This window comes from Pseudomonas sp. UV AK001, from assembly GCF_046097675.1.
GTDB lineage: Bacteria > Pseudomonadota > Gammaproteobacteria > Pseudomonadales > Pseudomonadaceae > Aquipseudomonas > Aquipseudomonas kribbensis.
This window is the reverse complement of sequence record NZ_JBJUVZ010000003.1, coordinates 19,890-41,721: the sequence shown is the minus strand read 5'-3', so window position 1 is coordinate 41,721 and position 21,832 is coordinate 19,890. Positions and strand designations below refer to the sequence as shown.

Annotated in this window: 18 protein-coding genes and 1 other RNA gene; 2 read left to right on the top strand and 17 right to left on the bottom strand. The window is 61.7% G+C overall.

What is annotated here, in order from left to right; translation table 11 throughout:
- Window positions 1-190 precede the first annotated feature (190 nt).
- Both ACKLNA_RS11220 and ACKLNA_RS11215 read left to right on the top strand, forming a co-directional pair.
- Window positions 191-1,507 carry an OprD family porin gene (locus ACKLNA_RS11220; RefSeq protein ID WP_408985889.1) on the top strand — a complete coding sequence of 439 codons (1,317 nt, stop codon included), beginning with the start codon at window positions 191-193 and terminating at the stop codon, window positions 1,505-1,507.
- Between the two features lie 113 nt (window positions 1,508-1,620).
- A complete protein-coding gene (locus ACKLNA_RS11215) occupies window positions 1,621-3,129 on the top strand; it encodes a sensor domain-containing diguanylate cyclase (RefSeq protein ID WP_408985888.1) in 1,509 nt (502 codons plus the stop codon).
- Between the two features lie 61 nt (window positions 3,130-3,190).
- Here the strand turns inward: ACKLNA_RS11215 and lpxC are convergent, their stop codons facing one another.
- The 17 genes from lpxC to rnpB all read right to left on the bottom strand — a co-directional run bounded on the left by lpxC (window position 3,191) and on the right by rnpB (window position 21,765).
- Window positions 3,191-4,102, bottom strand: coding sequence for a UDP-3-O-acyl-N-acetylglucosamine deacetylase (gene lpxC, locus ACKLNA_RS11210; RefSeq protein ID WP_065261513.1), 912 nt, complete (start codon window positions 4,100-4,102; stop codon window positions 3,191-3,193).
- A gap of 112 nt (window positions 4,103-4,214) precedes the next feature.
- Window positions 4,215-5,411, bottom strand: a complete 1,197-nt coding sequence (ftsZ, locus tag ACKLNA_RS11205; protein ID WP_085709356.1) for a cell division protein FtsZ — start codon at window positions 5,409-5,411, stop codon at window positions 4,215-4,217.
- 67 nt (window positions 5,412-5,478) lie between these two features.
- Complete coding sequence (ftsA, locus tag ACKLNA_RS11200) at window positions 5,479-6,738, bottom strand: cell division protein FtsA (RefSeq protein WP_065261511.1); 1,260 nt, start codon at window positions 6,736-6,738, stop codon at window positions 5,479-5,481.
- 15 nt (window positions 6,739-6,753) lie between these two features.
- Window positions 6,754-7,620 (bottom strand): cell division protein FtsQ/DivIB, encoded by an 867-nt coding sequence (locus ACKLNA_RS11195; protein ID WP_085709355.1) that lies wholly within the window; start codon window positions 7,618-7,620, stop codon window positions 6,754-6,756.
- A 4-nt stretch (window positions 7,621-7,624) separates the two neighbouring features.
- A complete protein-coding gene (locus tag ACKLNA_RS11190; RefSeq protein ID WP_192552343.1) occupies window positions 7,625-8,599 on the bottom strand; it encodes a D-alanine--D-alanine ligase in 975 nt (324 codons plus the stop codon).
- Entirely contained in the window at window positions 8,596-10,056 is a 1,461-nt protein-coding gene (murC, locus tag ACKLNA_RS11185; protein WP_085709353.1) for a UDP-N-acetylmuramate--L-alanine ligase, read from the bottom strand. The genes ACKLNA_RS11190 and murC overlap by 4 nt, the downstream gene beginning before the upstream one ends.
- Window positions 10,049-11,119 (bottom strand): undecaprenyldiphospho-muramoylpentapeptide beta-N-acetylglucosaminyltransferase, encoded by a 1,071-nt coding sequence (gene murG, locus ACKLNA_RS11180; RefSeq protein WP_085709352.1) that lies wholly within the window; start codon window positions 11,117-11,119, stop codon window positions 10,049-10,051. The genes murC and murG overlap by 8 nt, the downstream gene beginning before the upstream one ends.
- Window positions 11,109-12,326, bottom strand: coding sequence for a putative lipid II flippase FtsW (gene ftsW / locus ACKLNA_RS11175; RefSeq protein ID WP_085709351.1), 1,218 nt, complete (start codon window positions 12,324-12,326; stop codon window positions 11,109-11,111). The genes murG and ftsW overlap by 11 nt, the downstream gene beginning before the upstream one ends.
- Window positions 12,323-13,669: a UDP-N-acetylmuramoyl-L-alanine--D-glutamate ligase gene (gene murD / locus ACKLNA_RS11170; RefSeq protein WP_408985887.1), complete on the bottom strand. Its 1,347-nt coding sequence runs from the start codon at window positions 13,667-13,669 to the stop codon at window positions 12,323-12,325. The genes ftsW and murD overlap by 4 nt, the downstream gene beginning before the upstream one ends.
- Before the next feature lie 5 nt (window positions 13,670-13,674).
- Window positions 13,675-14,757, bottom strand: a complete 1,083-nt coding sequence (gene mraY, locus ACKLNA_RS11165; RefSeq protein ID WP_015096766.1) for a phospho-N-acetylmuramoyl-pentapeptide-transferase — start codon at window positions 14,755-14,757, stop codon at window positions 13,675-13,677.
- Complete coding sequence (murF, locus tag ACKLNA_RS11160; RefSeq protein ID WP_408985886.1) at window positions 14,757-16,124, bottom strand: UDP-N-acetylmuramoyl-tripeptide--D-alanyl-D-alanine ligase; 1,368 nt, start codon at window positions 16,122-16,124, stop codon at window positions 14,757-14,759. Before murF ends, mraY begins: the two co-directional genes overlap by 1 nt.
- Window positions 16,117-17,580, bottom strand: coding sequence for a UDP-N-acetylmuramoyl-L-alanyl-D-glutamate--2,6-diaminopimelate ligase (locus ACKLNA_RS11155; protein ID WP_085709348.1), 1,464 nt, complete (start codon window positions 17,578-17,580; stop codon window positions 16,117-16,119). The genes murF and ACKLNA_RS11155 overlap by 8 nt, the downstream gene beginning before the upstream one ends.
- Window positions 17,580-19,319 carry a penicillin-binding protein 2 gene (locus tag ACKLNA_RS11150; RefSeq protein WP_170929662.1) on the bottom strand — a complete coding sequence of 580 codons (1,740 nt, stop codon included), beginning with the start codon at window positions 19,317-19,319 and terminating at the stop codon, window positions 17,580-17,582. The genes ACKLNA_RS11155 and ACKLNA_RS11150 overlap by 1 nt, the downstream gene beginning before the upstream one ends.
- A complete protein-coding gene (gene ftsL, locus ACKLNA_RS11145; RefSeq protein ID WP_007956777.1) occupies window positions 19,319-19,612 on the bottom strand; it encodes a cell division protein FtsL in 294 nt (97 codons plus the stop codon). Before ftsL ends, ACKLNA_RS11150 begins: the two co-directional genes overlap by 1 nt.
- Window positions 19,609-20,556 (bottom strand): 16S rRNA (cytosine(1402)-N(4))-methyltransferase RsmH, encoded by a 948-nt coding sequence (gene rsmH / locus ACKLNA_RS11140; RefSeq protein WP_408985885.1) that lies wholly within the window; start codon window positions 20,554-20,556, stop codon window positions 19,609-19,611. Before rsmH ends, ftsL begins: the two co-directional genes overlap by 4 nt.
- The gene (gene mraZ, locus ACKLNA_RS11135; protein ID WP_003205355.1) at window positions 20,553-21,008 is read right to left on the bottom strand and encodes a division/cell wall cluster transcriptional repressor MraZ; all 456 of its coding nucleotides are present in this window, start codon (window positions 21,006-21,008) and stop codon (window positions 20,553-20,555) included. Before mraZ ends, rsmH begins: the two co-directional genes overlap by 4 nt.
- Before the next feature lie 403 nt (window positions 21,009-21,411).
- Window positions 21,412-21,765: RNase P RNA component class A (rnpB, locus tag ACKLNA_RS11130), an RNA gene on the bottom strand.
- Window positions 21,766-21,832: the final 67 nt, after the last annotated feature.

Here is a 21,832-nt window from a genome sequence, read left to right as displayed (position 1 = left end):
CACCGCGCAACGTTTCCCTCGACGCGGTTGTTTGGCTCTTCCCGTTCAACCGTCGTCCTTCCAGGCCACTGATTTTCAGTGGCCTTTTTTCGTTGTGGTGTGAAAGCGGCCCGGTTCGTCTCTTACAATTAGAAACATCCCGCACCTCAAGACATTGAAGTGTCAGTTGACCCAAGGAGCTTTACCGCAAGTGCGTTACCCAGTCCGCTTTACCCCGCTGTTCATTGCAATCGCCGCAACGATTGCCCCCACCGCCCACGCCGCCGAACCCGAGAAAGAAGGTTTCGTCGAAGGTTCGAGCCTCAACCTCAACGCCCGCAACTACTACATGAATCGCAACCGCTTGCAGAAAGCGGACGACAACATCGAGTGGGGCCAGGGTTTCCTCGGCAAATTCCAGTCGGGTTACACCGAAGGCACGGTCGGTTTCGGCATCGATGCCCACGCCATGCTCGGGCTGAAACTCGACGGTGGTGGCGGCACGGACAACTCCAGCATCCTGCCGGTCAGCGATGGCAACGGCAAAGCGCCGGGCTCGTTCTCCACGGCGGGCGGCACCCTGAAAATGCGTGCGTTCGATACCGAGCTGAAAGCCGGCGACCTGTTCCTCACCAATCCGGTGATCGCTGGCGGTGAGAGCCGCATGCTGCCGCAGACCTTCCGTGGCGTCAGCCTGACCAACCACAGCTTCGACGGCTGGATGATCGAAGGCGGCCAGGCGAGCTTCACCAAGCCGTACAACCAGAGCGGCCACAAACGCATCGGCACCTCGTACGGCACCCTCGCCGACGGCGACAAGAGCCAGCACCTGAACTGGGCCGGTGTGTCCTGGAGCGGCGTCGAAGGCCTGACCAGCAACCTGTACGCCGCCGAGCTGAAGGACATCTGGAACCAGTACTACTACGACCTCGACTACACCTGGGCGCTGAACGATCTGGTGACCCTCAACCCGGGCCTGCACTTCTATCACACCCAGGACACCGGCGAGGCGCTGCTGGGCAACATCGACAACAACACCTACAGCCTGCATTTCACCGTCGGCATCGGCAGCCACAGCGTCACCGCCGCGTACCAGCGGGTCAACGGCAACACGCCGTTCGACTACATCAGCCAGGGCGACAGCATCTACCTCGACAACTCCCAGCAATACTCGGACTTCAACGGCCCGAACGAGCGTTCGTGGAAACTCAAGTACGCCTACGACTTCGCAGGCATCGGCCTGCCGGGCCTGACTTCGGCCGTGTCCTACTCGCGCGGCACGCTGGACCTGACCAAGGTCGACCCGGACAGCAAGGGCTACGCCTCGTGGTACAGCGCCGAAGGCCGCAACGCCAAGCACTGGGAACGCGACATCGACCTCAAGTACGTGGTGCAGAGCGGCCAGGCCAAAGACCTGGCGGTACGTCTGCAATGGGCCACCAACCGTGGCGGCAACGGTTACGGCGCGCTGGACACTGACACAGATGAATACCGTGTGATCATCGACTACCCGATCAACGTCTTCTAAGATCGGCGCTACAGTTGAAAGGCCAGCCTTATGCGCTGGCCTTTTTCTTGCGTGTGCGGCTGCGACGTTTGTACAACTACGCTTATAAGACTCTTCAACCGATAAACCCAACCATGATCGCGAGCCGTACCCCACCCGCTGCGGGCAAGACCGGACGTCCCGAACTGCTGCTGATTCTCGGCAGTCTGCTGAGCGTCATCGCGATTGTGTGCATCGTCACTTTTCTGCTGATTCGCGAGCACGCCAATGCTCAGGAATCGGCCACCCGCAGCGCCACGACCATCGCCCAACTGATCGACGCCGATGTGCTGCGCACCGTCGAACTGTATGACCTGACCCTGCAAGGCCTGATTGCCGCCGCCCAGCGCGACGACCTGAAAAACGTATCGCCGCAGATCCGTCACCTGGCGCTGTTCGACCGCTCCACCACCGCGCGCTTCAAGGGCGACATCCTGCTGCTCGACAAACACGGCGAGGTCATCGCCGATTCCTCGCGGGTCGAACCGCTGCCGGGCAATTTCGCCGACCGCGACTATTTCCTCGCCCACGCCTTCAATCGCGACGCCGGCATGTTCATCAGCCGCCCGTTCAAACCCCGTTGCGATTGCGACGACGCCAACCAGTGGCGCATCAGTTTCAGCCGGCGCATTTCCTCGGACACCGGTGAGTTCCTGGGCGTAGCGGTGGCGTCAATGAAGCTCGATTACTTCGACCAGTTGTTCAACAGCCTCGACATCGGCGTCGACAGCACGCTGAACATCATCAACAACGACGGCATCCTGTTGGCCCAGAAGCCTTATCTGCAGAGCGATTCGATCGGCAAGAGTTTCGCCAACCGCCCCAATGTCGTGCGGATTCTGCGCGACCGTAGCGGCAATGGCAGTTTCAACAGCATTTCGAGCATGGATCACCAGCAACGACTGTACACCTACTCCCAGGTCGGTAACCTGCCGTTGACGGTGATCGTGGCTTTGTCCAGCGATGAAGTGTTCGGTGCATGGAAACGCACAGCGATTCTGATCAGCGGTGCCACCGGCGTGCTTTGCCTCGGCCTGCTGTGGCTGACCTGGCTGCTGGCCCGGGAGCTGCGTCTGCGCCAGCGCGCCGAACATGAGCTGGCGCAACTGGCCGCCACCGATGCCCTGACCGGTGTCGCCAACCGGCGCATGCTTGATCAGTCGTTGCGGCACGAGTGGTTTCGCGCCCAACGCTCGGGCAAATCGCTTTCGTTGCTGATGATCGACGCTGATCACTTCAAGGCCTTCAACGACCGGCATGGCCATCAGGCCGGGGATCAGGCGCTGCGTGAACTGGCCAGGGTCATTACCGCCAATGTGCGACGTCCGGCGGATCTGGTGGCGCGTTATGGCGGTGAAGAGTTCTCGGTGGTCCTAGCCGAAACCGATAGCGTCGGTGCACAACAGATAGCCGAGCATGTGCGGGCCGCCGTCGAGCAATTGCCGCGGATGGCGGGCGATGAAATGCCGATGACGGTGAGCATCGGTATCAGCACCTGGACGGTGGCGAGCGAAATCAGTCTGGAACAACTGCTGTTCGCGGCGGACCGGGCGCTGTATCAGGCCAAGGAAGGTGGCCGGAACCGGGTGGTGCTGGCGTCCTGAACACAGGCATAAAAAAAGGCCACCCAAAGGTGGCCTTCAAAAAACTAGAGAGGTTTTTTACTTACACTGCCGCAACCGGGCGCATGTAAGAGATCGGTGCAGTGCTGGCGTCTTCGAACGTCACGACTTCCCAGGCATCTTTCTGCTCAATCAGTTTGCGCAGAAGCTGGTTGTTCAGTGCGTGGCCGGACTTGAAGCCCTTGAACTCACCAATCAGGCTGTTGCCCAGCAGGTACAGGTCGCCAATTGCATCGAGGATCTTGTGCTTCACGAATTCGTCTTCATAGCGAAGGCCGTCTTCGTTCAGTACGCCATCGGCATCGACCACGATTGCGTTTTCAACGCTGCCGCCGAGTGCGAGGTTGTGCTTGCGCAGGTACTCGATGTCACTCATGAAACCGAAAGTACGGGCGCGGCTGACTTCTTTTACGAACGAAGTGCTGGAAAAATCCACGCTTGCACTTTGGGTGCGGTCCCGGAATACCGGGTGATCGAAATCGATCTCGAAGCTCACCTTGAATCCGTCGAAAGGGACGAAAGTGGCGCGCTTGTCGCCGTCTTCCACTGTCACTTCACGCAGGATGCGGATGAATTTCTTGGCGGCGTCCTGTTCTTCCAGGCCTGCCGATTGAATCAGGAATACGAAAGGTCCTGCGCTACCGTCCATGATCGGGACTTCGGACGCGGAGAGCTCGACGTAGGCGTTATCGATGCCCAGGCCAGCCATGGCCGAGAGCAAGTGCTCTACCGTGTCCACTTTGACGTCGCCGTTAATCAGCGTCGTCGACATAGTGGTTTCACCGACGTTTTCCGCGCGGGCAGGAATCTGCACCACAGGGTCGAGGTCAGCGCGACAAAACACAATGCCAGTGTCGACAGGCGCAGGCTTGAGGGTCAGGTAGACCTTCTCCCCGGAGTGCAGGCCTACACCTGTGGCACGGATAATATTTTTCAGTGTGCGTTGTTTAATCATGGCTTGGGCCGCTTCAGCGCAAATTGCGAACTGGTATCAACAAAGGCTGGCGATAATAGCAGACCGAGCCTTTGCTGAACACCAATCACCTTCATAGCCCTGATACATTCCATCAATCAGCCTGACGACGCAGGAAAGCCGGGATGTCCAGGTAGTCCAAGTCATCTTGCGGATTCATCTTCGCAGCAGTCGCAGCACCGGCCTGAGCCTGGTTGCGCATGACGGTCGGACGGTCCAGGTCACGGTAGTTCACAGCAGGTTGTTCCTGACGCGCAGGGGCCTGTTGTTGCACCGGAGCGGAAGCCATGGTGGTGTGAACGGTGTTGTCGATGACCTTCACAGGCTTCTCGATTTTCGCGCCCAGACCGGTGGCAACCACGGTCACGTGCAGCTCGTCGCGCATGTCCGGATCGATAACGGTACCGACCTTGACCATTGCGTGCTCGGAAGCGAAGGCTTCGATGATCGAACCCACGTCGGAGTACTCACCCAGGGACAGGTCAGGACCGGCAGTGATGTTCACCAGGATGCCGCGTGCGCCTTGCAGGTTCACGTCTTCCAGCAGCGGGTTGCGGATGGCCGCTTCGGTGGCTTCACGTGCACGGTTCGGACCGCTGGCGCAGCCAGTGCCCATCATCGCCATGCCCATTTCGCTCATCACGGTGCGTACGTCGGCGAAGTCGACGTTGATCATGCCCGGACGCTTGATGATGTCGGAGATACCGCGAACGGCACCGGCCAGTACATCGTCAGCCTTGGCGAAAGCCGACAGCAGGCTTGCGTCTTTGCCAAGGATGGTCAGCAGCTTCTCGTTGGGAATGGTGATCAACGAGTCGACGCTTTCGGAGAGCATGCGGATGCCTTCGTCGGCGATCTGCATACGCTTGCGGCCTTCGAACGGGAACGGACGGGTCACGACCGCAACGGTCAGGATGCCCATTTCCTTGGCCACTTCAGCGATGATCGGCGCTGCACCGGTACCGGTACCGCCGCCCATGCCGGTGGTGATGAACACCATGTTGGTGCCGGCCAGCACTTCAGCGATGCGCTCGCGATCTTCCAGCGCAGCCTGACGGCCGACTTCCGGGTTGGCGCCGGCGCCCAGGCCTTTGGTCACGCCGGTGCCCAGTTGCAGAATGGTGCGCGCGCCGATGTTTTTCAGCGCTTGAGCATCGGTGTTGGCGCAGATGAATTCGACGCCTTCGATGTTGCTCTTGACCATGTGGTTGACAGCGTTGCCGCCGCCACCGCCAACACCGATAACTTTGATTACCGGGCTTGCGGGGATGTTGTCTACGAGTTCGAACATTTTCCCTCTCCTTACATTCTCTAGTTTTTTCGCCTACTGCATTTTGTTGCGGTGTTGCGGTAAAGCTTTAGAAGTTGCCTTGAACCCACTTCTTCAAACGGTCCAGCAACGGTGCCTGTGGCTCGTCGTTGCTGTAGCTGTCGCGGCTGCCGATGCCCGAGAACGAGATCCCGTCGGACTGCTTCTGCAGGCCGTACATCAACAAGCCCACGCCAGTGGAATAGATTGGGTTGCGCACCACGTCATCCAGGCCCTTCACGCCGTGCGGCACACCGAGGCGTACCGGCATGTGGAAGATTTCCTCGGCCAGTTCGGTGGCGCCTTCCATCTTCGACGTACCGCCGGTCAGCACGATGCCGGCCGGGATCAGGTCTTCGTAGCCGCTGCGACGCAGCTCGGCCTGGATCAGGGTGAACAGTTCGTCGTAACGCGGCTCGACCACTTCGGCCAGGGCCTGACGGGACAGTTCGCGCGGCGGACGGTCGCCGACGCTCGGCACCTTGATGGTCTCGCCGGCACCGGCCAGTTTGGCCAGGGCGCAGGCGTAGCGGATCTTGATCTCTTCGGCGTACTGGGTCGGGGTGCGCAACGCCATGGCGATGTCGTTGGTCACCTGATCGCCGGCAATCGGGATCACGGCCGTGTGACGGATCGCGCCTTCGGTGAAGATCGCGATGTCGGTGGTGCCGCCGCCGATGTCGACCAGGCACACGCCCAGTTCTTTTTCGTCGTCGGTCAGGACCGAGTAGGCCGAGGCCAGTTGCTCGAGAATGATGTCGTCGATTTCCAGACCGCAGCGACGCACGCACTTTTCAATGTTCTGTGCGGCGTTGACGGCGCAGGTGACCACGTGAACCTTGGCTTCCAGACGCACGCCGGACATGCCCAGCGGCTCGCGCACGCCTTCCTGGTTATCGATCACGTAGTCCTGCGGCAAGGTGTGCAGCACGCGCTGGTCAGCCGGAATCGCCACGGCCTGGGCGGCGTCGAGTACGCGCTCCAGGTCAGCCGAGCTGACTTCGCGGTCGCGGATCGCCACGATGCCGTGGGAGTTCAGGCTGCGGATGTGATTGCCCGCCACGCCGACGAACGCCGAGTGAATGCGGCAGCCCGCCATCAACTGGGCTTCTTCGATCGCGCGCTGGATCGATTGCACGGTGGACTCGATGTTCACCACCACGCCTTTCTTCAGGCCGCGGGACGGATGGGTACCGATCCCGACGATATCGAGCGTGCCATCGTCCGCAACCTCGCCGACCAGCGCCACCACCTTGGAGGTGCCGATATCGAGACCGACGATCATTTTGCCGCTTTGCACGTTTGCCATGGGTCCTGCCTCTTCTTAATTCTTTGCGACAGCGGGTTGGGCTGTCGTCGGCGCTACTGGTTCCCGCCAGCCAACAGCGAGGCCGTTGGCGTAGCGCAGATCGATACGCGCAATGTTCGTAATCTGGTCTTTAAGCGTCTTGTCGTAGATGGCAATGAAGCGGCGCATCTTTTCCACCAGGTTGCCGCGTCCCAGCAGCAACTCGATGCCGGGGCCGGAACTGCCGGCACCGGTGGTCAGGAACCAGCTGCCACGTTCACGCAGTTCCAGGCGCGCGATCGAGAAGCCCAACGGCCGGAGCATCTGGCTCAGTACCTGGTATTGCTGCATCACCTGCTGCTGGGCCCGCTGCGGACCGAACAGCTGTGGCAGGTGTTCGTAGTTCGCCAGTTCCTTGGGCGTGAACGCCTGACCCTGGTTGTTGAGCAACGACTCGTCGCCCCAACGGGCTACGGGCAGTTGCTCTTCGAGGCGGATCACCACCTGGTCCGGCCACACGCGACGGACTTCGGCGTGGGCGATCCACGGCATCTGTTCCAGTTCCGAGCGCATGCTGGCCAGGTCGATGGTGAAGAAGCTCGACGCCACGTACGGGGCGATTCGCTGCTGCACCGCCTGCTGACTGATGTAGCTCAGGTCGCCCTGCACCGCGATCTTGGTGATCGGCCGGTCGGCGTATGGCAACAGACGCTGCGCACCTTCGTAGGTACCGAACCCGAGCGCCACCAGCAGCACCGGCCAGAACAGGCTTTTCAGAAAGCCGAAATTGGCTTTCGGCAGGCGCGCGGACATCGGCTCTTTGGCCACCATTCGGCTGGCACCCCGCGGCACCGGCTTGCGGCCGGGAGCGGGTGGCTGATGTCTGAGCTGTGCGCCTTGCATGGTCTTAACCTCGCGCCTCTTTATGGCCATCGGCATCGACACTGGCGGCCAGGATGGCCAGGACCAGTTGCTGGAAATCCAGACCGGCCGCTTTCGCCGCCATCGGTACCAGGCTGTGGTCGGTCATGCCGGGAGCCGTGTTGACTTCCAGGAACCAGAATTTGCCGTCAGCGTCCTGCATCACGTCCGCCCGGCCCCAACCGGCGATACCCAGCGCCTCGCAGGCTCGCGCCGTGAGGTCCATGAGTTCTTTTTCCTTGGCGGCATCGAGCCCGCACGGAATCCGATACTGGGTATCGTTGGCGATGTACTTGGCGTCGTAGTCGTAGAACGTGTGTGGCGTACCCAGGGCGATAGGAGGCAACACCTGGTCACGCAGGGTGGCGATGGTGAACTCCGGACCGTGGATCCATTGCTCGACCAACACTTGCGAATCGTAGGTACTGGCCGCTTTCCATGCGTCGATCAACTCGGACGCAGAACTCACTTTGGCCATCCCGATACTTGAACCTTCATGCGCCGGTTTGACGATCAAAGGGAAGCCCAGTTCCGTCGCTGCCGAAATACAATCGGCCTCGCTGCGCAGCACGGCGTGACGCGGCGTCGGAATCCCCAGCGTGTGCCAGACCTGCTTGGTACGCAGTTTGTCCATGGCCAGCGCGGAAGCCAGGATGCCGCTGCCGGTGTACGGAATGCCGGCCACTTCGAGCAGGCCCTGCATGCTGCCGTCTTCACCGCCACGACCGTGGAGGATGATGAACGCGCGGTCGATCTTCTCGCTCAGCAGACGCTGCAGAATATCGGCGCCCACATCGATCCCGAACGCGTCCACACCGGCGCTTTGCAGCGCAGAGAGCACGGCGTTGCCGGACTTCAGCGAGACTTCACGTTCGGCACTCAGGCCGCCGAACAGCACGGCGACACGGCCGAAGTCTTTCGGGGCAATGGTGGAGAACAGGTTGGCGTAGGCAGCAGTCATTTCAACTTCCCCTCGACCGGTGCGGCCACGGCACCGGCGAACAACTCGCTTTTCAACAGTTTCGGTGCGAGACCGCCGATATCACCGGCGCCCTGGCACAGCAGAATGTCGCCGGCACGCAGCAGCGGCTTGACCAGCGGCGCCAGGTCGACACCGCGCTCGATGTAGATCGGGTCCAGCTGACCGCGCTGACGGATGCTGTTGCACAGCTTGCGGCTGTCGGCACCCGGGATCGGCTCTTCGCCGGCCGGATAGACTTCCATCAGCAGCAGCACGTTGGCGTCGGCCAGTACATTGACGAAGTCGTCGTACAGGTCACGGGTGCGGCTGTAGCGGTGCGGCTGGTAGACCATCACCAGACGGCGCTCTGGCCAGCCACCGCGCACAGCCTTGATCACGGCCGCGACTTCGGTCGGGTGGTGACCGTAGTCGTCGACCAGCATCACGTTGCCGCCGTCCACCGGCAGTTCGCCGTAGACCTGGAAGCGTCGGCCGACGCCCTGGAATCCGGAAAGACCCTGGACGATGGCTTCATCGCTGACACCTTCGTCGGTAGCGATACAGATGGTCGCCAGCGAGTTGAGCACGTTGTGGTTGCCCGGCATGTTCACGGACACATCCAGCGGCTCGCGATCAGGGCGCAGCACGGTGAAGAAGGTCTGCATGCCCTGCTGGCGCACATTGATGGCGCGCACGTCGGCGTCTTCGCTGAAGCCGTAGGTCACGGTCGGACGCTTCACCAGCGGCAGGATTTCACGCACCACCGGATCGTCCAGGCACATCACCGCCAGACCGTAGAACGGCAGGTTGTGCAGGAACTCGACGAAGGTTTTCTTCAGTTTGTTGAAGTCGCCGTCGTAGGTCGCCATGTGGTCGGCGTCGATGTTGGTCACCACAGCCACCAGCGGTTGCAGGTGCAGGAAGCTGGCGTCGCTCTCGTCGGCCTCGGCGATCAGGTAGCGGCTGGTGCCGAGCTGGGCATTGGTGCCCGCGGCATTCAGACGGCCACCGATGACGAACGTCGGGTCCAGGCCACCGGCGGCGAACACCGAAGCGATCAGGCTGGTGGTGGTGGTCTTGCCGTGAGTACCGGCGACGGCGATGCCGTGGCGGTAGCGCATCAGCTCGGCAAGCATCTCGGCACGCGGCACCACCGGAATACGGCGTTCCAGCGCAGTCGCGACTTCCGGGTTGGAAGTGTTCACGGCACTCGACACCACCAGCACGTCGGCGGCAGCGGCGTTCTCGGCACGGTGGCCGATGAAGATCTGCGCACCGAAGGATTCCAGACGCTCGGTGACCGGCGAAGCCTTGAGGTCGGAGCCGGACACGGCGTAACCCAGGTTCAGCAGCACTTCAGCGATACCGCACATGCCCACGCCGCCGATCCCGACGAAGTGGATGCGACGGATGCGGCGCATTTCCGGTTGCGGCATGGCTTTCTGATTCTCAACCATGGGCCACCTCCAGACAGGTATCGACCACGCTGCGGGTGGCTTCGGGTTTTGCCAGACGGCGGGCCGCTCGGGCCATTTCTTCGAGTCGTTGCGGTTGCATCAAGACCTCTGTCAGGCGCGCGGCAAGGTCCGCGGCACCAGTCGTTCTTTGCGGCATCAGGAAGGCAGCGCCTTCGCGGGCCAGATAATCGGCGTTGCGGGTCTGGTGATCGTCGATCGCATGGGGCAAGGGCACCAGCATCGACGGCAGACCGGCGGCGGCCAGCTCGCTGACGGTCAATGCGCCGGCACGGCACACCACGATGTCAGCCCAGCCATAGGCCTGAGCCATGTCCTTGATGAAGGGCTGCACCTGCGCGTCCACGCCGGCGGCGCGGTAGCGCTCTGCAGTCACTTCATCGTGATTTTTGCCGGCCTGATGAAACACTTCCGGGCGCAAATCGGCAGCGACTTGCGACAAGGCTTCAGGCAGCAACTTGTTCAACGGTTCTGCGCCCAGGCTTCCGCCCAGGATCAGCAAACGCGCCTTGCGTCCGGCCAGTGCCGCACGCGGTGTTTCGAGGAACAGCTCGCTGCGCACCGGGTTGCCGGTGGTACGGCGGCTGTCCGACAGGGTAAAGGTGTCGGGGAATGCTTCACACACCCGGGCGGCGAACGGCACCAGCAACCGATTGGCGGTGCCGGCCACGGCGTTCTGTTCGTGAACGATCACCGGCACACCGGCCAGTTTGGCGGCAATGCCACCAGGACCGGTCACATAACCACCGAAACCGACCACGCACACCGGACGCAGGCGGCGAATGATCGCCCGCGCCTGCCACACCGACTTCAGCAGCATGAACGGTGCCTTGAGCAGCGACAGCTTGCCCTTGCCGCGCAGGCCGGTGGCGTTGATGCGATGCAGTTCAAGGCCGGCGGCCGGCACCAGGTCGTTTTCAATGCCCCGTGGCGTGCCGAGCCAGTGCACGGTGTAGCCCCGCGCCTGGAATTCACGGGCACAGGACAGTGCCGGGAACACGTGGCCGCCGGTACCGCCGGCCATGATCAATACGTTAGCGCCCATGGTTCGGCTCCTCGGCGAAGTCGCTCTCATGGAATTCCATCTCTTCACTGCCCAGGTGGGTCCGGCTCTCCCACTCGATCCTCAGCAACAGGCCAAGGCAGGCGCAGCAGATCACCAGGGAACTGCCGCCATAACTGAGGAACGGCAAGGTCAGACCCTTGGTCGGCAGCAGGCCGACGTTCACGCCGATGTTGATCAGGAACTGACCGATCCACAGGAACGACAGACCGTAGGCAACATAAGCGGCAAAAAACTGTTTGGCTTTCTCGGCCCATAGACCGATGTACATGCCGCGGATACACACGAACACGAACAGCGCCACGGTACACAGCGAGCCGACAGCGCCCAGCTCTTCGGCCAGTACCGAGAACACGAAGTCGGTGTGGGCTTCCGGCAGGTAGAACTGCTTCTGCACGCTGTTGCCCAGACCGACACCCAGCCACTCGCCGCGACCGAAGGCGATCAAGGCCTGGGACAATTGATAGCCCGCGCCGAACTGGTCGGCCCACGGGTCGGCGAAGTTGGTCAGACGCGCCATCCGGTACGGCTGCATCTGGATCAGCAACACCACCGCCGCCACCGCCAGCACCACCATCAGCGAGAACCGGAACAGTCCGACCCCGCCGAGGAACAGCATCGCCGCCGCAGCGCCCATCATCACGACGGTTGCGCCGAAGTCCGGCTCCATCAGCAACAGACCGGCCATCGGCAGCAGCACGATGAACGGCTTGAAGAAGCCCATCCAGCTTTCGCGCACTTCCTTCTGACGACGCACCAGATAACCGGCGAGGTAAATCACCACGAACACCTTGGCGATCTCGGACGGTTGCACGTTGAAGAAGCTGAAACCGATCCAGCGCATCGAACCGTTAACCTCACGGCCGATCCCCGGGACGATCACCATCACCAGCAGACCGAACGCACCGATCAGCATCATCCAGCCCAGGCGTTGCCAGGTGGCGATCGGAATCATCATGGTGACGATGCACGCGCCCAGGCCCAGCACCACGTAGATCAGGTGACGGGTCATGTAGTAGAGAGCGCTGCCCGACTGCACTGCACCCACCTCGGTGGATGCCGAAGCAATCATGATCAGGCCCAGGCCGAGCAGCGCCAGGCAACCGGCGAGCATCGGGAAATCGAGGTCGATCCCGCGCCCGGTGATGATCGGCGACGGATACGGCTTGATGATGTTTCGCAGGCTCATGCCAGATCCTCCACGGCGCGGACGAACTGGTGACCACGGTCTTCGTAATTCTTGAACATGTCGAAACTGGCGCAGGCCGGCGATAGCAGCACCACGTCACCCGGCTGGGCGGCGGCACGGCATTTCTCGACGGCGTCGATCAGTGTGGTGGCGCGAATCAGCGGCACGGCATCGCCGATGGCCTCGCCGATCTTGTCGGAATCGCGGCCCATCAGGATCACGGCACGGCAATGGGCCGCCGCCGGATCACGCAGGTCCTTGAACTCGGCACCCTTGCCATCGCCGCCGGCGATCAGCACGACCTTGCCGCTGATGTCCGCGCCCAGACCTTCGATGGCAGCCAGTGCGGCGCCGACGTTGGTGGCTTTGGAATCGTTGTAGTAGCCGACGCCCTCCAGGTCACGCACCCACTGGCAGCGATGTTCGAGACCGGCGAAGTTGCGCAGGGCCGCGAGCATGGCGTCGAACGGCAGACCGACCGCATGCCCGAGCGCCAGCGCCGCCAGAGCATTGGACTGGTTGTGGGCGCCGCGAATCTTCAGTTCACGTACCGGCATCAGGTTCTGGAATTCGAAGGCCAGGTATTTCTCGCCATTCTCTTCGCGCAGACCGAACGCCTTGAAATCGGGTTTGGTCAGGCCGAAGGTCCAGCATGGCTGGCCCTCGCCCATCAGCGGCCGGGTCAACGCATCCTGACGGTTGACCACGAACTGTTTCGCGCCACGGAAGATCCGGTGCTTGGCCAGGTGATAGGCCGGCAGACCGCTGTAGCGATCCATGTGGTCTTCGCTGATGTTGAGCACGGTCGCCACTTCGGCGTTGAGCTGGTCGGTGGTTTCCAGCTGGAAGCTCGACAGCTCCATCACGTACAGCTCGACGTCATCGCTGAGCAGATCCAGCGCCGGCGTACCGAGGTTGCCGCCCACCGCCACGCGCTTGCCGGCCGCAGCCGCCATCTCGCCGACCAGGGTGGTGACGGTGCTTTTCGCGTTGGAACCGCTGATGGCCACGATCGGCGCCTTCGCGTTACGCGCGAACAGCTCGATGTCGCCGGACAGCTTCACGCCACGGGCTGCGGCGGCTTGCAGGGCCGGGGTCGCCAACGCCAGGCCGGGGCTCACGTAGAGCTCGTCGGCACGGCAGAGGAACTCGACGTCCAGCTCGCCACAACGCACTTCCACGTGCGGATAGTCACGCTGGAGCGTGGCCAGTTCCGGTGGATTTTCCCGCGTATCGGCCACCGCAAACGCCACGCCCCGGTTCGCCAGGAAGCGAACCAGGGACATGCCGCTCTTGCCGAGGCCGACAACGATGCGGAAGTGGTCAGAAGCGATCAGAGACACTCGTTCTACCTCAGCTTCAGGGTGGCAAGGCCGATCAGCACGAGAATCACGGTGATGATCCAGAAACGGACGATCACGCGCGGCTCGGGCCAGCCCTTGAGTTCAAAGTGGTGGTGTATCGGAGCCATGCGGAACACACGGCGACCGGTCAGCTTAAAGGAAGCCACCTGAATGACGACTGACAGGGTTTCCATCACGAACACGCCGCCCATGATGAACAGGACGATTTCCTGACGAACGATCACCGCGATGGTGCCCAGGGCAGCGCCCAGCGCCAGTGCGCCGACGTCACCCATGAAGACTTGCGCCGGGTAAGTGTTGAACCACAGGAAGCCCAGGCCGGCACCGATCAGTGCGCCGCAGAACACGATCAGCTCGCCCGCGCCCGGTACGTACGGGATCAACAGGTATTCAGCGAATTTCACGTTACCCGACAGGTAGCAGAAGATGCCCAGGCCACCGCCGACCATCACCGTCGGCATGATCGCCAGACCGTCGAGGCCGTCGGTCAGGTTGACCGCGTTGCTCGAGCCGACGATCACGAAGTAGGTCAGCACGATGAAACCGGCGCCCAGCGGAATGCTGTAGTCCTTGAGCATCGGCAGGATCAGGGTGGTTTCCACCGGCGTGGCGGCAGTCATATAAAGGAAGATTGCCGCGCCGAGGCCGAACACCGACTGCCAGAAATATTTCCAGCGACTTGGCAGACCACGGGAGTTCTTCTCGATCACTTTGCGGTAGTCGTCGACCCAGCCGATGGCGCCGAACAGCAGGGTCACCAGCAGCACGACCCACACGTAACGGTTGCTCAGGTCAGCCCACAACAGGGTGCTGACGCCGATGGACGACAGGATCAGTGCGCCGCCCATGGTCGGCGTACCGGATTTGGACAGGTGCGATTGCGGACCATCGTTACGAACCGATTGGCCGATCTGACGGTTCTGCAGGGTGCGGATCATCCACGGGCCGTAGCACAGCGACAGGACCAGCGCGGTCAGCACACCGAGGATCCCGCGCAGGGTCAGGTACTGGAAGACCGCGAAGCCTTTGTAGAACTGTTGCAGATACTCCGCTAGCAGCAGCAGCATTAATGTTTCTCCAGACTGGACCCGCACAGGGCCGCAACGATGTTTTCCATCGCCGCGCTGCGCGAACCCTTGATCAAAATGGTGGTGTTTTTGTCCTGCTCGGCGCCGAGGGCCTGGATCAGTTCGGCCTGTGTGCCGAAGTGATGCGCCTCTTGGCCGAATGCGTTCACGGCGTGGACCATGTTCGGCCCGACGGCGTAAAGCGCGGAAACCTTGCCCCGGGCGTATTCGCCCACGTCGCGGTGCCCCTGCTCCGCCCAGTCGCCCAACTCGCCGATATCCCCGAGCACCAGGACGGTGCGGCCGGAAAAGCCGGCGAGTATATCAACGGCCGCGCACATGGAGGTGGGGTTCGCGTTGTAAGTGTCATCGATCACGCGCATGCCGTTTTTCGCCAGTTGCGCGACGGTGCGACCCTTGACCGGTTGTACCGCGCCAAGCCCGGTGGCGATGCCGAACAGCGACACGCCCAGGGCGTGAGCGGCAGCGGCGGCGGCCAAGGCATTGGCGACGTTATGAGTGCCGAGCAGGTTCAGTTGAACCCGTTCCACACCTTCAGGACTGTGCAGGTTGAACGCCGGGCAGCCACGGGCATCGGTGGCCAGGTCGCTGGCGTGGAAATCCGCTTGCGTGTTGCTCAGGGCGAAGGTCAGCACCTTGCGACCGGCAGCGCGGGTTTTCCAGATACCGAACGCCTTGTCATCGAGATTCAGCACGGCAATGCCATCGGCCGCCAGCCCTTCGATGATTTCGCCCTTGGCTTCGACGATTTTCTCCGGCCCGCCGAACTCGCCAACGTGAGCGGTGCCGGCGTTGTTGAGGATCGCCACGTGCGGCTTGGTCAGCCCGACGGTGTAGGCGATTTCACCCAGACGCGAAGCACCCAGTTCGATCACCGCCGCGCTGTGTTCCGGGGCAAGTTCGAGCAGGGTCAGCGGTACGCCGAGGTCGTTGTTCAGGTTGCCACGGGTCGCGTGCACCGAGCCGCGTGTGCGCAGGATGCTCGCGAGCATTTCCTTGACCGTGGTCTTGCCGCTGGAGCCGGTCACGGCCGCGACCGGTTTGGTGAACGCGGCACGGTTCAGCGCACCCAGCTGGCCGAGGGCCTGGCGGGTGTCCTTGACCAGCAATTGCGGCAGCGTGCTGTCGGCAACTTCGCGCTCGACCAATGCAGCAACGGCGCCTTTGGCGGCGACTTCATTCAGATAGTCATGACCGTCGAAACGCGGACCGGTCAGGGCGATAAACAGTTGGCCGGCCTTGATGGCGCGGCTGTCGATGCTTACGCCGTCGAAGCTGGCGTCCGCGCTGATCAAGCGCGCGTCGAGTGCGTTGGTCAGTTCGCTGAGTTTCAGGGCCTTAAGCATGGGCCACCTCCCACGCGGTCAGGGCATGATCGGCCTCGACCAGATCAGAAAATGCGTGGCGCTCGCCGTTGATTTCCTGATAGTCCTCGTGACCTTTGCCGGCCAGGACCACCACGTCATCCGCCGAGGCGCTGGCGATCAGTTGTGCGATGGCCTGGCCACGGCCGGCCACGAATGTGACGTTATCCACAGCCGTGAAACCGGCGCGGATGTCATCGAAAATCACCGCTGGATCTTCGGTACGCGGATTGTCATCGGTGACCAGCACGCGGTCGGCCAGACGCTCGACCACTTCGGCCATCAGCGGACGCTTGCCGCGATCGCGATCACCGCCACAACCGAACAGGCACAGCAACTGGCCTTTGACGTGTGGACGCAACGCAGTCAGAACTTTTTCCAGCGCATCCGGCGTGTGGGCGTAATCGACCACTACCAGCGGCTGGGTGCCGCCACCGAGACGCTGCATGCGTCCGGCCGGACCTTCGAGCTTCGGCAGCACTTTGAGGATTTCATCGAGGGCGTAGTCCAGACCCAGCAAGGCGCCAACCGCAGCCAGTACGTTGCTCAGGTTGAAACGGCCCAGCAATGTGCTGCGCAGATGATGTTCGCCCTGTGGCGTGACCAGCGTGGCGCGCACGCCATGGTCGTCGAACTGCGCTTCGCGGACATACAGATAGGCGCTGCTGTCGAGCAGGCTATAGGTGATCAGACGCGACTCACGTTTTTCAGCGGCCAGTTGCCGGCCGAAATCGTCATCCAGATTGACCACGCGGCACTTCAAGTCATTCCAGGCAAACAGCTTGGCCTTCGCTTCGGCGTAGGCCTCCATGGTGCCGTGGTAATCGAGGTGATCGCGGGACAGGTTGGTCATCACCGCGACGTCGAACGCCAGTGCGGTGACCCGGCCCTGATCCAGACCGTGGGACGAAACTTCCATGGCCACAGCTTTGGCGCCGGCCTTTTTCAGGTCGCCCAGGGTCGCTTGCATGGCGATCGGATTCGGCGTGGTGTGCAGGCCGCTTTGCAGCGAACCGTAGAAACCGGAACCCAGGGTGCCGACGATGCCGCAATGCTGGCCGAGCAGATCCAGGGCCTGTGCGACCAATTGGGTCACGCTGGTCTTGCCGTTGGTACCGGTCACGCCCACCAGATTCAGGTGATGACTCGGCTCACCGTAAAAACGACCGGCGATATCCGACAGCTGCGCCGCCAGGCCTTTGACCGGAATCAACGGCACGTCAGTGATCGGCAGCACAGTGGCGCCTTCCACTTCGTAAGCGACCGCCGCGGCGCCACGAGCCAGTGCATCGGCAATGTGCGCACGACCATCGAACTTGCCGCCCGGCACCGCGAGGAACAGGTCGCCCGCGCGCACGTTGCGGCTGTCGAGTGCCAATTCACGGATCAACAGATCGTGGCCGGCGTGGGGGAAAATCTTGTTCAGACTAAGAGACATCAGCCGCGCCCTCCATTGGCTTTCAGCGGAACAGCCGGGGTGGCATTGGCTTGCTGGGTATTCGGCAGGTTGTCCGGGGTGATGTTCATCAGGCGCAGGGTGCCGGACATCACACGGCTGAACACCGGCGCCGAAACCAGACCACCGAAGTAACCGGCCTTGGTCGGTTCATCGATCACCACGACGATGGCATAACGCGGATCGCTCATCGGGCCGAAACCGGCGAACAGCGAGCGATAGGAGTTTTCGGCATAGCCCTTGGTGCCCACCGAGGTCTTGCGCGCCGTACCCGACTTGCCGGCCACGTGATAGGCCGGCACCTGCGCACGGAATACGCCGCGCGGGGCTTCGATCACCTGCTGCAACATACCCTGCATGGTTTTCGCCACGGCTTCCGGCAGCACCTGAGTGGTCTGCGGCGCCTTGTCGGTTTTGATCAGGGTCAGCGGTGCGAGACGACCGTTGTTGGCCAGCGCCGAGAACGCGTGCACCAGCTGGATCGCGGTCACCGAAACACCGTAGCCGTAGGACAGCGTTGCGGTTTCAGCCTTGCGCCATTCGCGGTAGTTCGGCAGGTTGCCGACACGCTCGCCCGGGAACCCGAGGCCGGTGTCCTGGCCGAGGCCGACTTTCTGTGCCAGACGGAAAATGGTTTCGCCGCCGATATCGAACGCGACCTTACTCATGCCGACGTTACTGGAATTGATCAGAATCCCGGTCAGATCGAGTACCGGACCTTCGGTCTTCGATACGTCCTTGATGGTGTATTTGCCGATCTGCAGAGAGCCCGGATACACCTCGACGGTGTCGCTCGGTTTCCAGCGACCGGTCTCGATCGCGGCACTCATCGAGATCGCTTTCATGGTCGAACCCGGTTCGAACACGTCGATCATCGCGCGGTTACGCATCATCGCCGGTTGCAGGTTGCGACGGTTGTTCGGGTTGTAGGTCGGCTGGTTGACCATGGCGAGGATCTCGCCGGTCTTCACGTCCATGATCACCAGACTGCCGGCCTTGGCGCCGTTCTCGATGATCGCGTTGCGCAGCTCGCGGTTGGCCAGGTATTGCAGACGCAGGTCAATGGACAACGCCAAGGGCTTGCCGGCCTTGGCGTTCTTGGTGACCTGGACATCCTTGATCAGCCGACCGCGCCGATCCTTGATGACCTGCCGCTTGCCGGGTACGCCGGCCAGCCACTCGTCGTAGGCCAGTTCGACACCTTCACGACCGTGGTCATCAATGTCGGTGAACCCGACCATGTGCGCGGTGACTTCACCGGCCGGATAGAACCGGCGGAATTCTTCGATGCCGTAGACGCCCGGCACTTTCAGGTCGAGCACGGCCTGGCCCTGCTCGGGGGTCAGCCCGCGCACCAGATAAATGAATTCTTTGTTGGCCTGGGCCTCAAGACGTTCGGCCAGAGCTTTCGGATCCTGGCCCAGGGCAGCAGCGAGTGCCGGCCACTTTTCCTTGGCCAGCTGCATTTCCTTGGCGTTGGCCCACAGGGTGGTCACCGGCGTACTCACGGCCAGAGGCTCGCCATTGCGGTCAGTGATCAGACCACGGTGTGCCGGGATCGGAATGTGACGAACGCTTCGCGCATCGCCCTGACCCTTGAGGAAGTCACGGTCGATAACCTGCAGGTCGATGATGCGCCAGCAGATCGCGGCCACCATCACGCCGAGCAGACCGACGACCAGACGGAAGCGCCACGGGAAGAGTGCCCCTTCGAGTTTCATCATGGCGCCACCATCTTCACGTCAGCTGCGCCCGGGATGTGCATCTTCAGTTGTTCGGTGGCCAGCACTTCGATCCGGCTGTGGGCGGTCCAGGTGCTTTGTTCCAGGATCAGACGCCCCCACTCGGCCTGCGCCTTGTCGCGCACGCTGAGTTCGTTGTAAAGGGTATTGAGCAACTGCCGGTTCCAGTGGGCGCTGTAAGACACACCGATGGCCGACACGAGCACGCCGATGAACAGCAGCAGCATGAAAAAGCTGCCGCCAGGCAGTGGCTTGGCGAAAAGCTTGCTCACCGCAACTTCTCCGCGACGCGCATGACGGCGCTACGGGAACGTGGGTTGGCTTTGAGTTCGGCGTCGGAGGCCGTCTGCGCTTTGCCATGGATCTTGATTTTCGGTTCGAACGCGACGTGGCGAACCGGCAGGTTGCGCGGCAGGTTGTCGGCTTCGCCTTTCACCAGCTTGCGCATGAACAGTTTGACGATGCGGTCTTCCAGCGAGTGGAAGCTGATCACGACCAGACGGCCGCCCACTTCCAGGCATTCGAGCGCGGCTTCAAGGCCCGCTTCCAGATCGCCCAGTTCGTTGTTGACGTGAATGCGCAGGCCCTGGAATGCACGGGTGGCCGGGTTCTTGCCCTTTTCCCACGCCGGGTTGGCGACTTTCAGCACTTCAGCCAGATCGGCGGTGCGCTCGAACGGCGTGATGTCGCGGCGCTCGGCCACGGCACGGGCCATGCGGCCGGAGAAACGTTCTTCGCCATATTCCTTGAACACCCGGGCGATTTCTTCCACCGGCGCGGTGTTGACGAATTCGGCTGCGCTGATGCCACGGGACGGGTCCATGCGCATGTCCAGCGGGCCATCGTTGAGGAAACTGAAGCCACGCTCGGCATCATCGAGCTGCGGCGAAGACACACCGAGGTCGAGCAGAATGCCGCTGACCTTGCCGGCCAGACCACGTTCGGCAACCACCGAGCCGAGCTCGGCAAAGCTGCGCTGCACAACGACAAAGCGGCCGTCTTCGGCCGCTAGCGTTTGCCCGGTGGCAATCGCTTGTGGGTCCTTGTCGAATCCGATGAGCCGGCCATCAGGCCCGAGCTTGCTGAGGATCAGCCGGCTGTGCCCGCCGCGCCCGAACGTGCCGTCCAGATAGCAGCCATCAGGACGTACGGCGAGAGCCTCGACGGCTTCGTCAAGCAGTACGGTGATGTGGTTAAAGCCGCTATCAATAGTCACAGGATCAGATCACGCAGTTCATCAGGCATGGCGCCCGGTTGTTGTATGGCAGCCAGGTCAGCGGCAGAAACCGCGTTCCAGGCATCTTCGTCCCACAGTTGGAACTTGTTCAGTTGACCGACCAGCATCGCGCGCTTGTCCAGCTTTGCGTATTCGCGCAGGCGCGGCGGCACCAGAAAACGACCACTGCCGTCGAGTTCGAGGTCGACGGCGTTACCAATCAATAAACGTTGCAGACGACGGTTCTCTTCGCGGAGCGAAGGAAGCGCGCGCAACTTGGTTTCAATAATTTCCCACTCATCGAGCGGGTAGACACACAGGCACGGATCAACGGCATCAATGGTCACGATCAATTGGCCGGAACTACGCGAAACGAGCTCGTCACGGTACCGGCTCGGCATGGCGAGACGGCCCTTTGCGTCGAGACTGATAGCGTTAGCTCCGCGAAACACGTCTGCGTTTCTCCAATTTTTATCGTTTTGAGCTCAAAAAACCCACTTCATGCCACTTTCCGCCACTTGCGCACACTATAGGAATGCGCCCACCACACCGTCAAGGCGCGGATCAAAGGAAAACCCTTACAGAACGGAGATTTAGGAGCATAAAAGGAGGAGCAACGAGAATCCGGCGGATGCTTTTATCCAATAACTTGAGACAGCACTGACAGCTGCGCTCGAAAGTTAAAGTAATTTGTTAAGAGTAAGATTTTTTCGGTATTACAAAAGCGCTTCTGCTGTTGATTGAAGCAAGGTGGGAAATGGCTATTACTGCGGTTGCCGCTGCCGGATTTCCAGAGCAGGCCTGCTGATAATAAACAGCCCTGTCGCCTTTAATTCAAGCAGGGAAAAGAAAAAGGTGGAGAGTCGATCTGTAAGCCGGGTTCTGTCTTGAACAGTCATTCGTCTACGATGGCCATCACTGGACATCTTTAGCAACCTACCCGGTCCCAGCGCGGGCCACGCCTTGGGACCCTATTTGGTCTTGCTCCAAGTGGGGTTTACCTAGCCACGAACTGTTGCCAGACGTGCGGTGCGCTCTTACCGCACCTTTTCACCCTTACCGGCGCCGAAGCGCTTAGGCGGTTATTTTCTGTGGCACTTTCCGTAGGCTCACGCCTCCCAGGCATTACCTGGCACTTCGCCCTATGGAGCCCGGACTTTCCTCCCCCCCCTAATTTTCATAGAGGGCAGCGACTGTCCGATCGACTCTCCGCCGCGCAGGTTAACGGCAGAGCGCCCGAAGAACAAGCGCTAATAGCCCGCAAACCGGTCTGCGC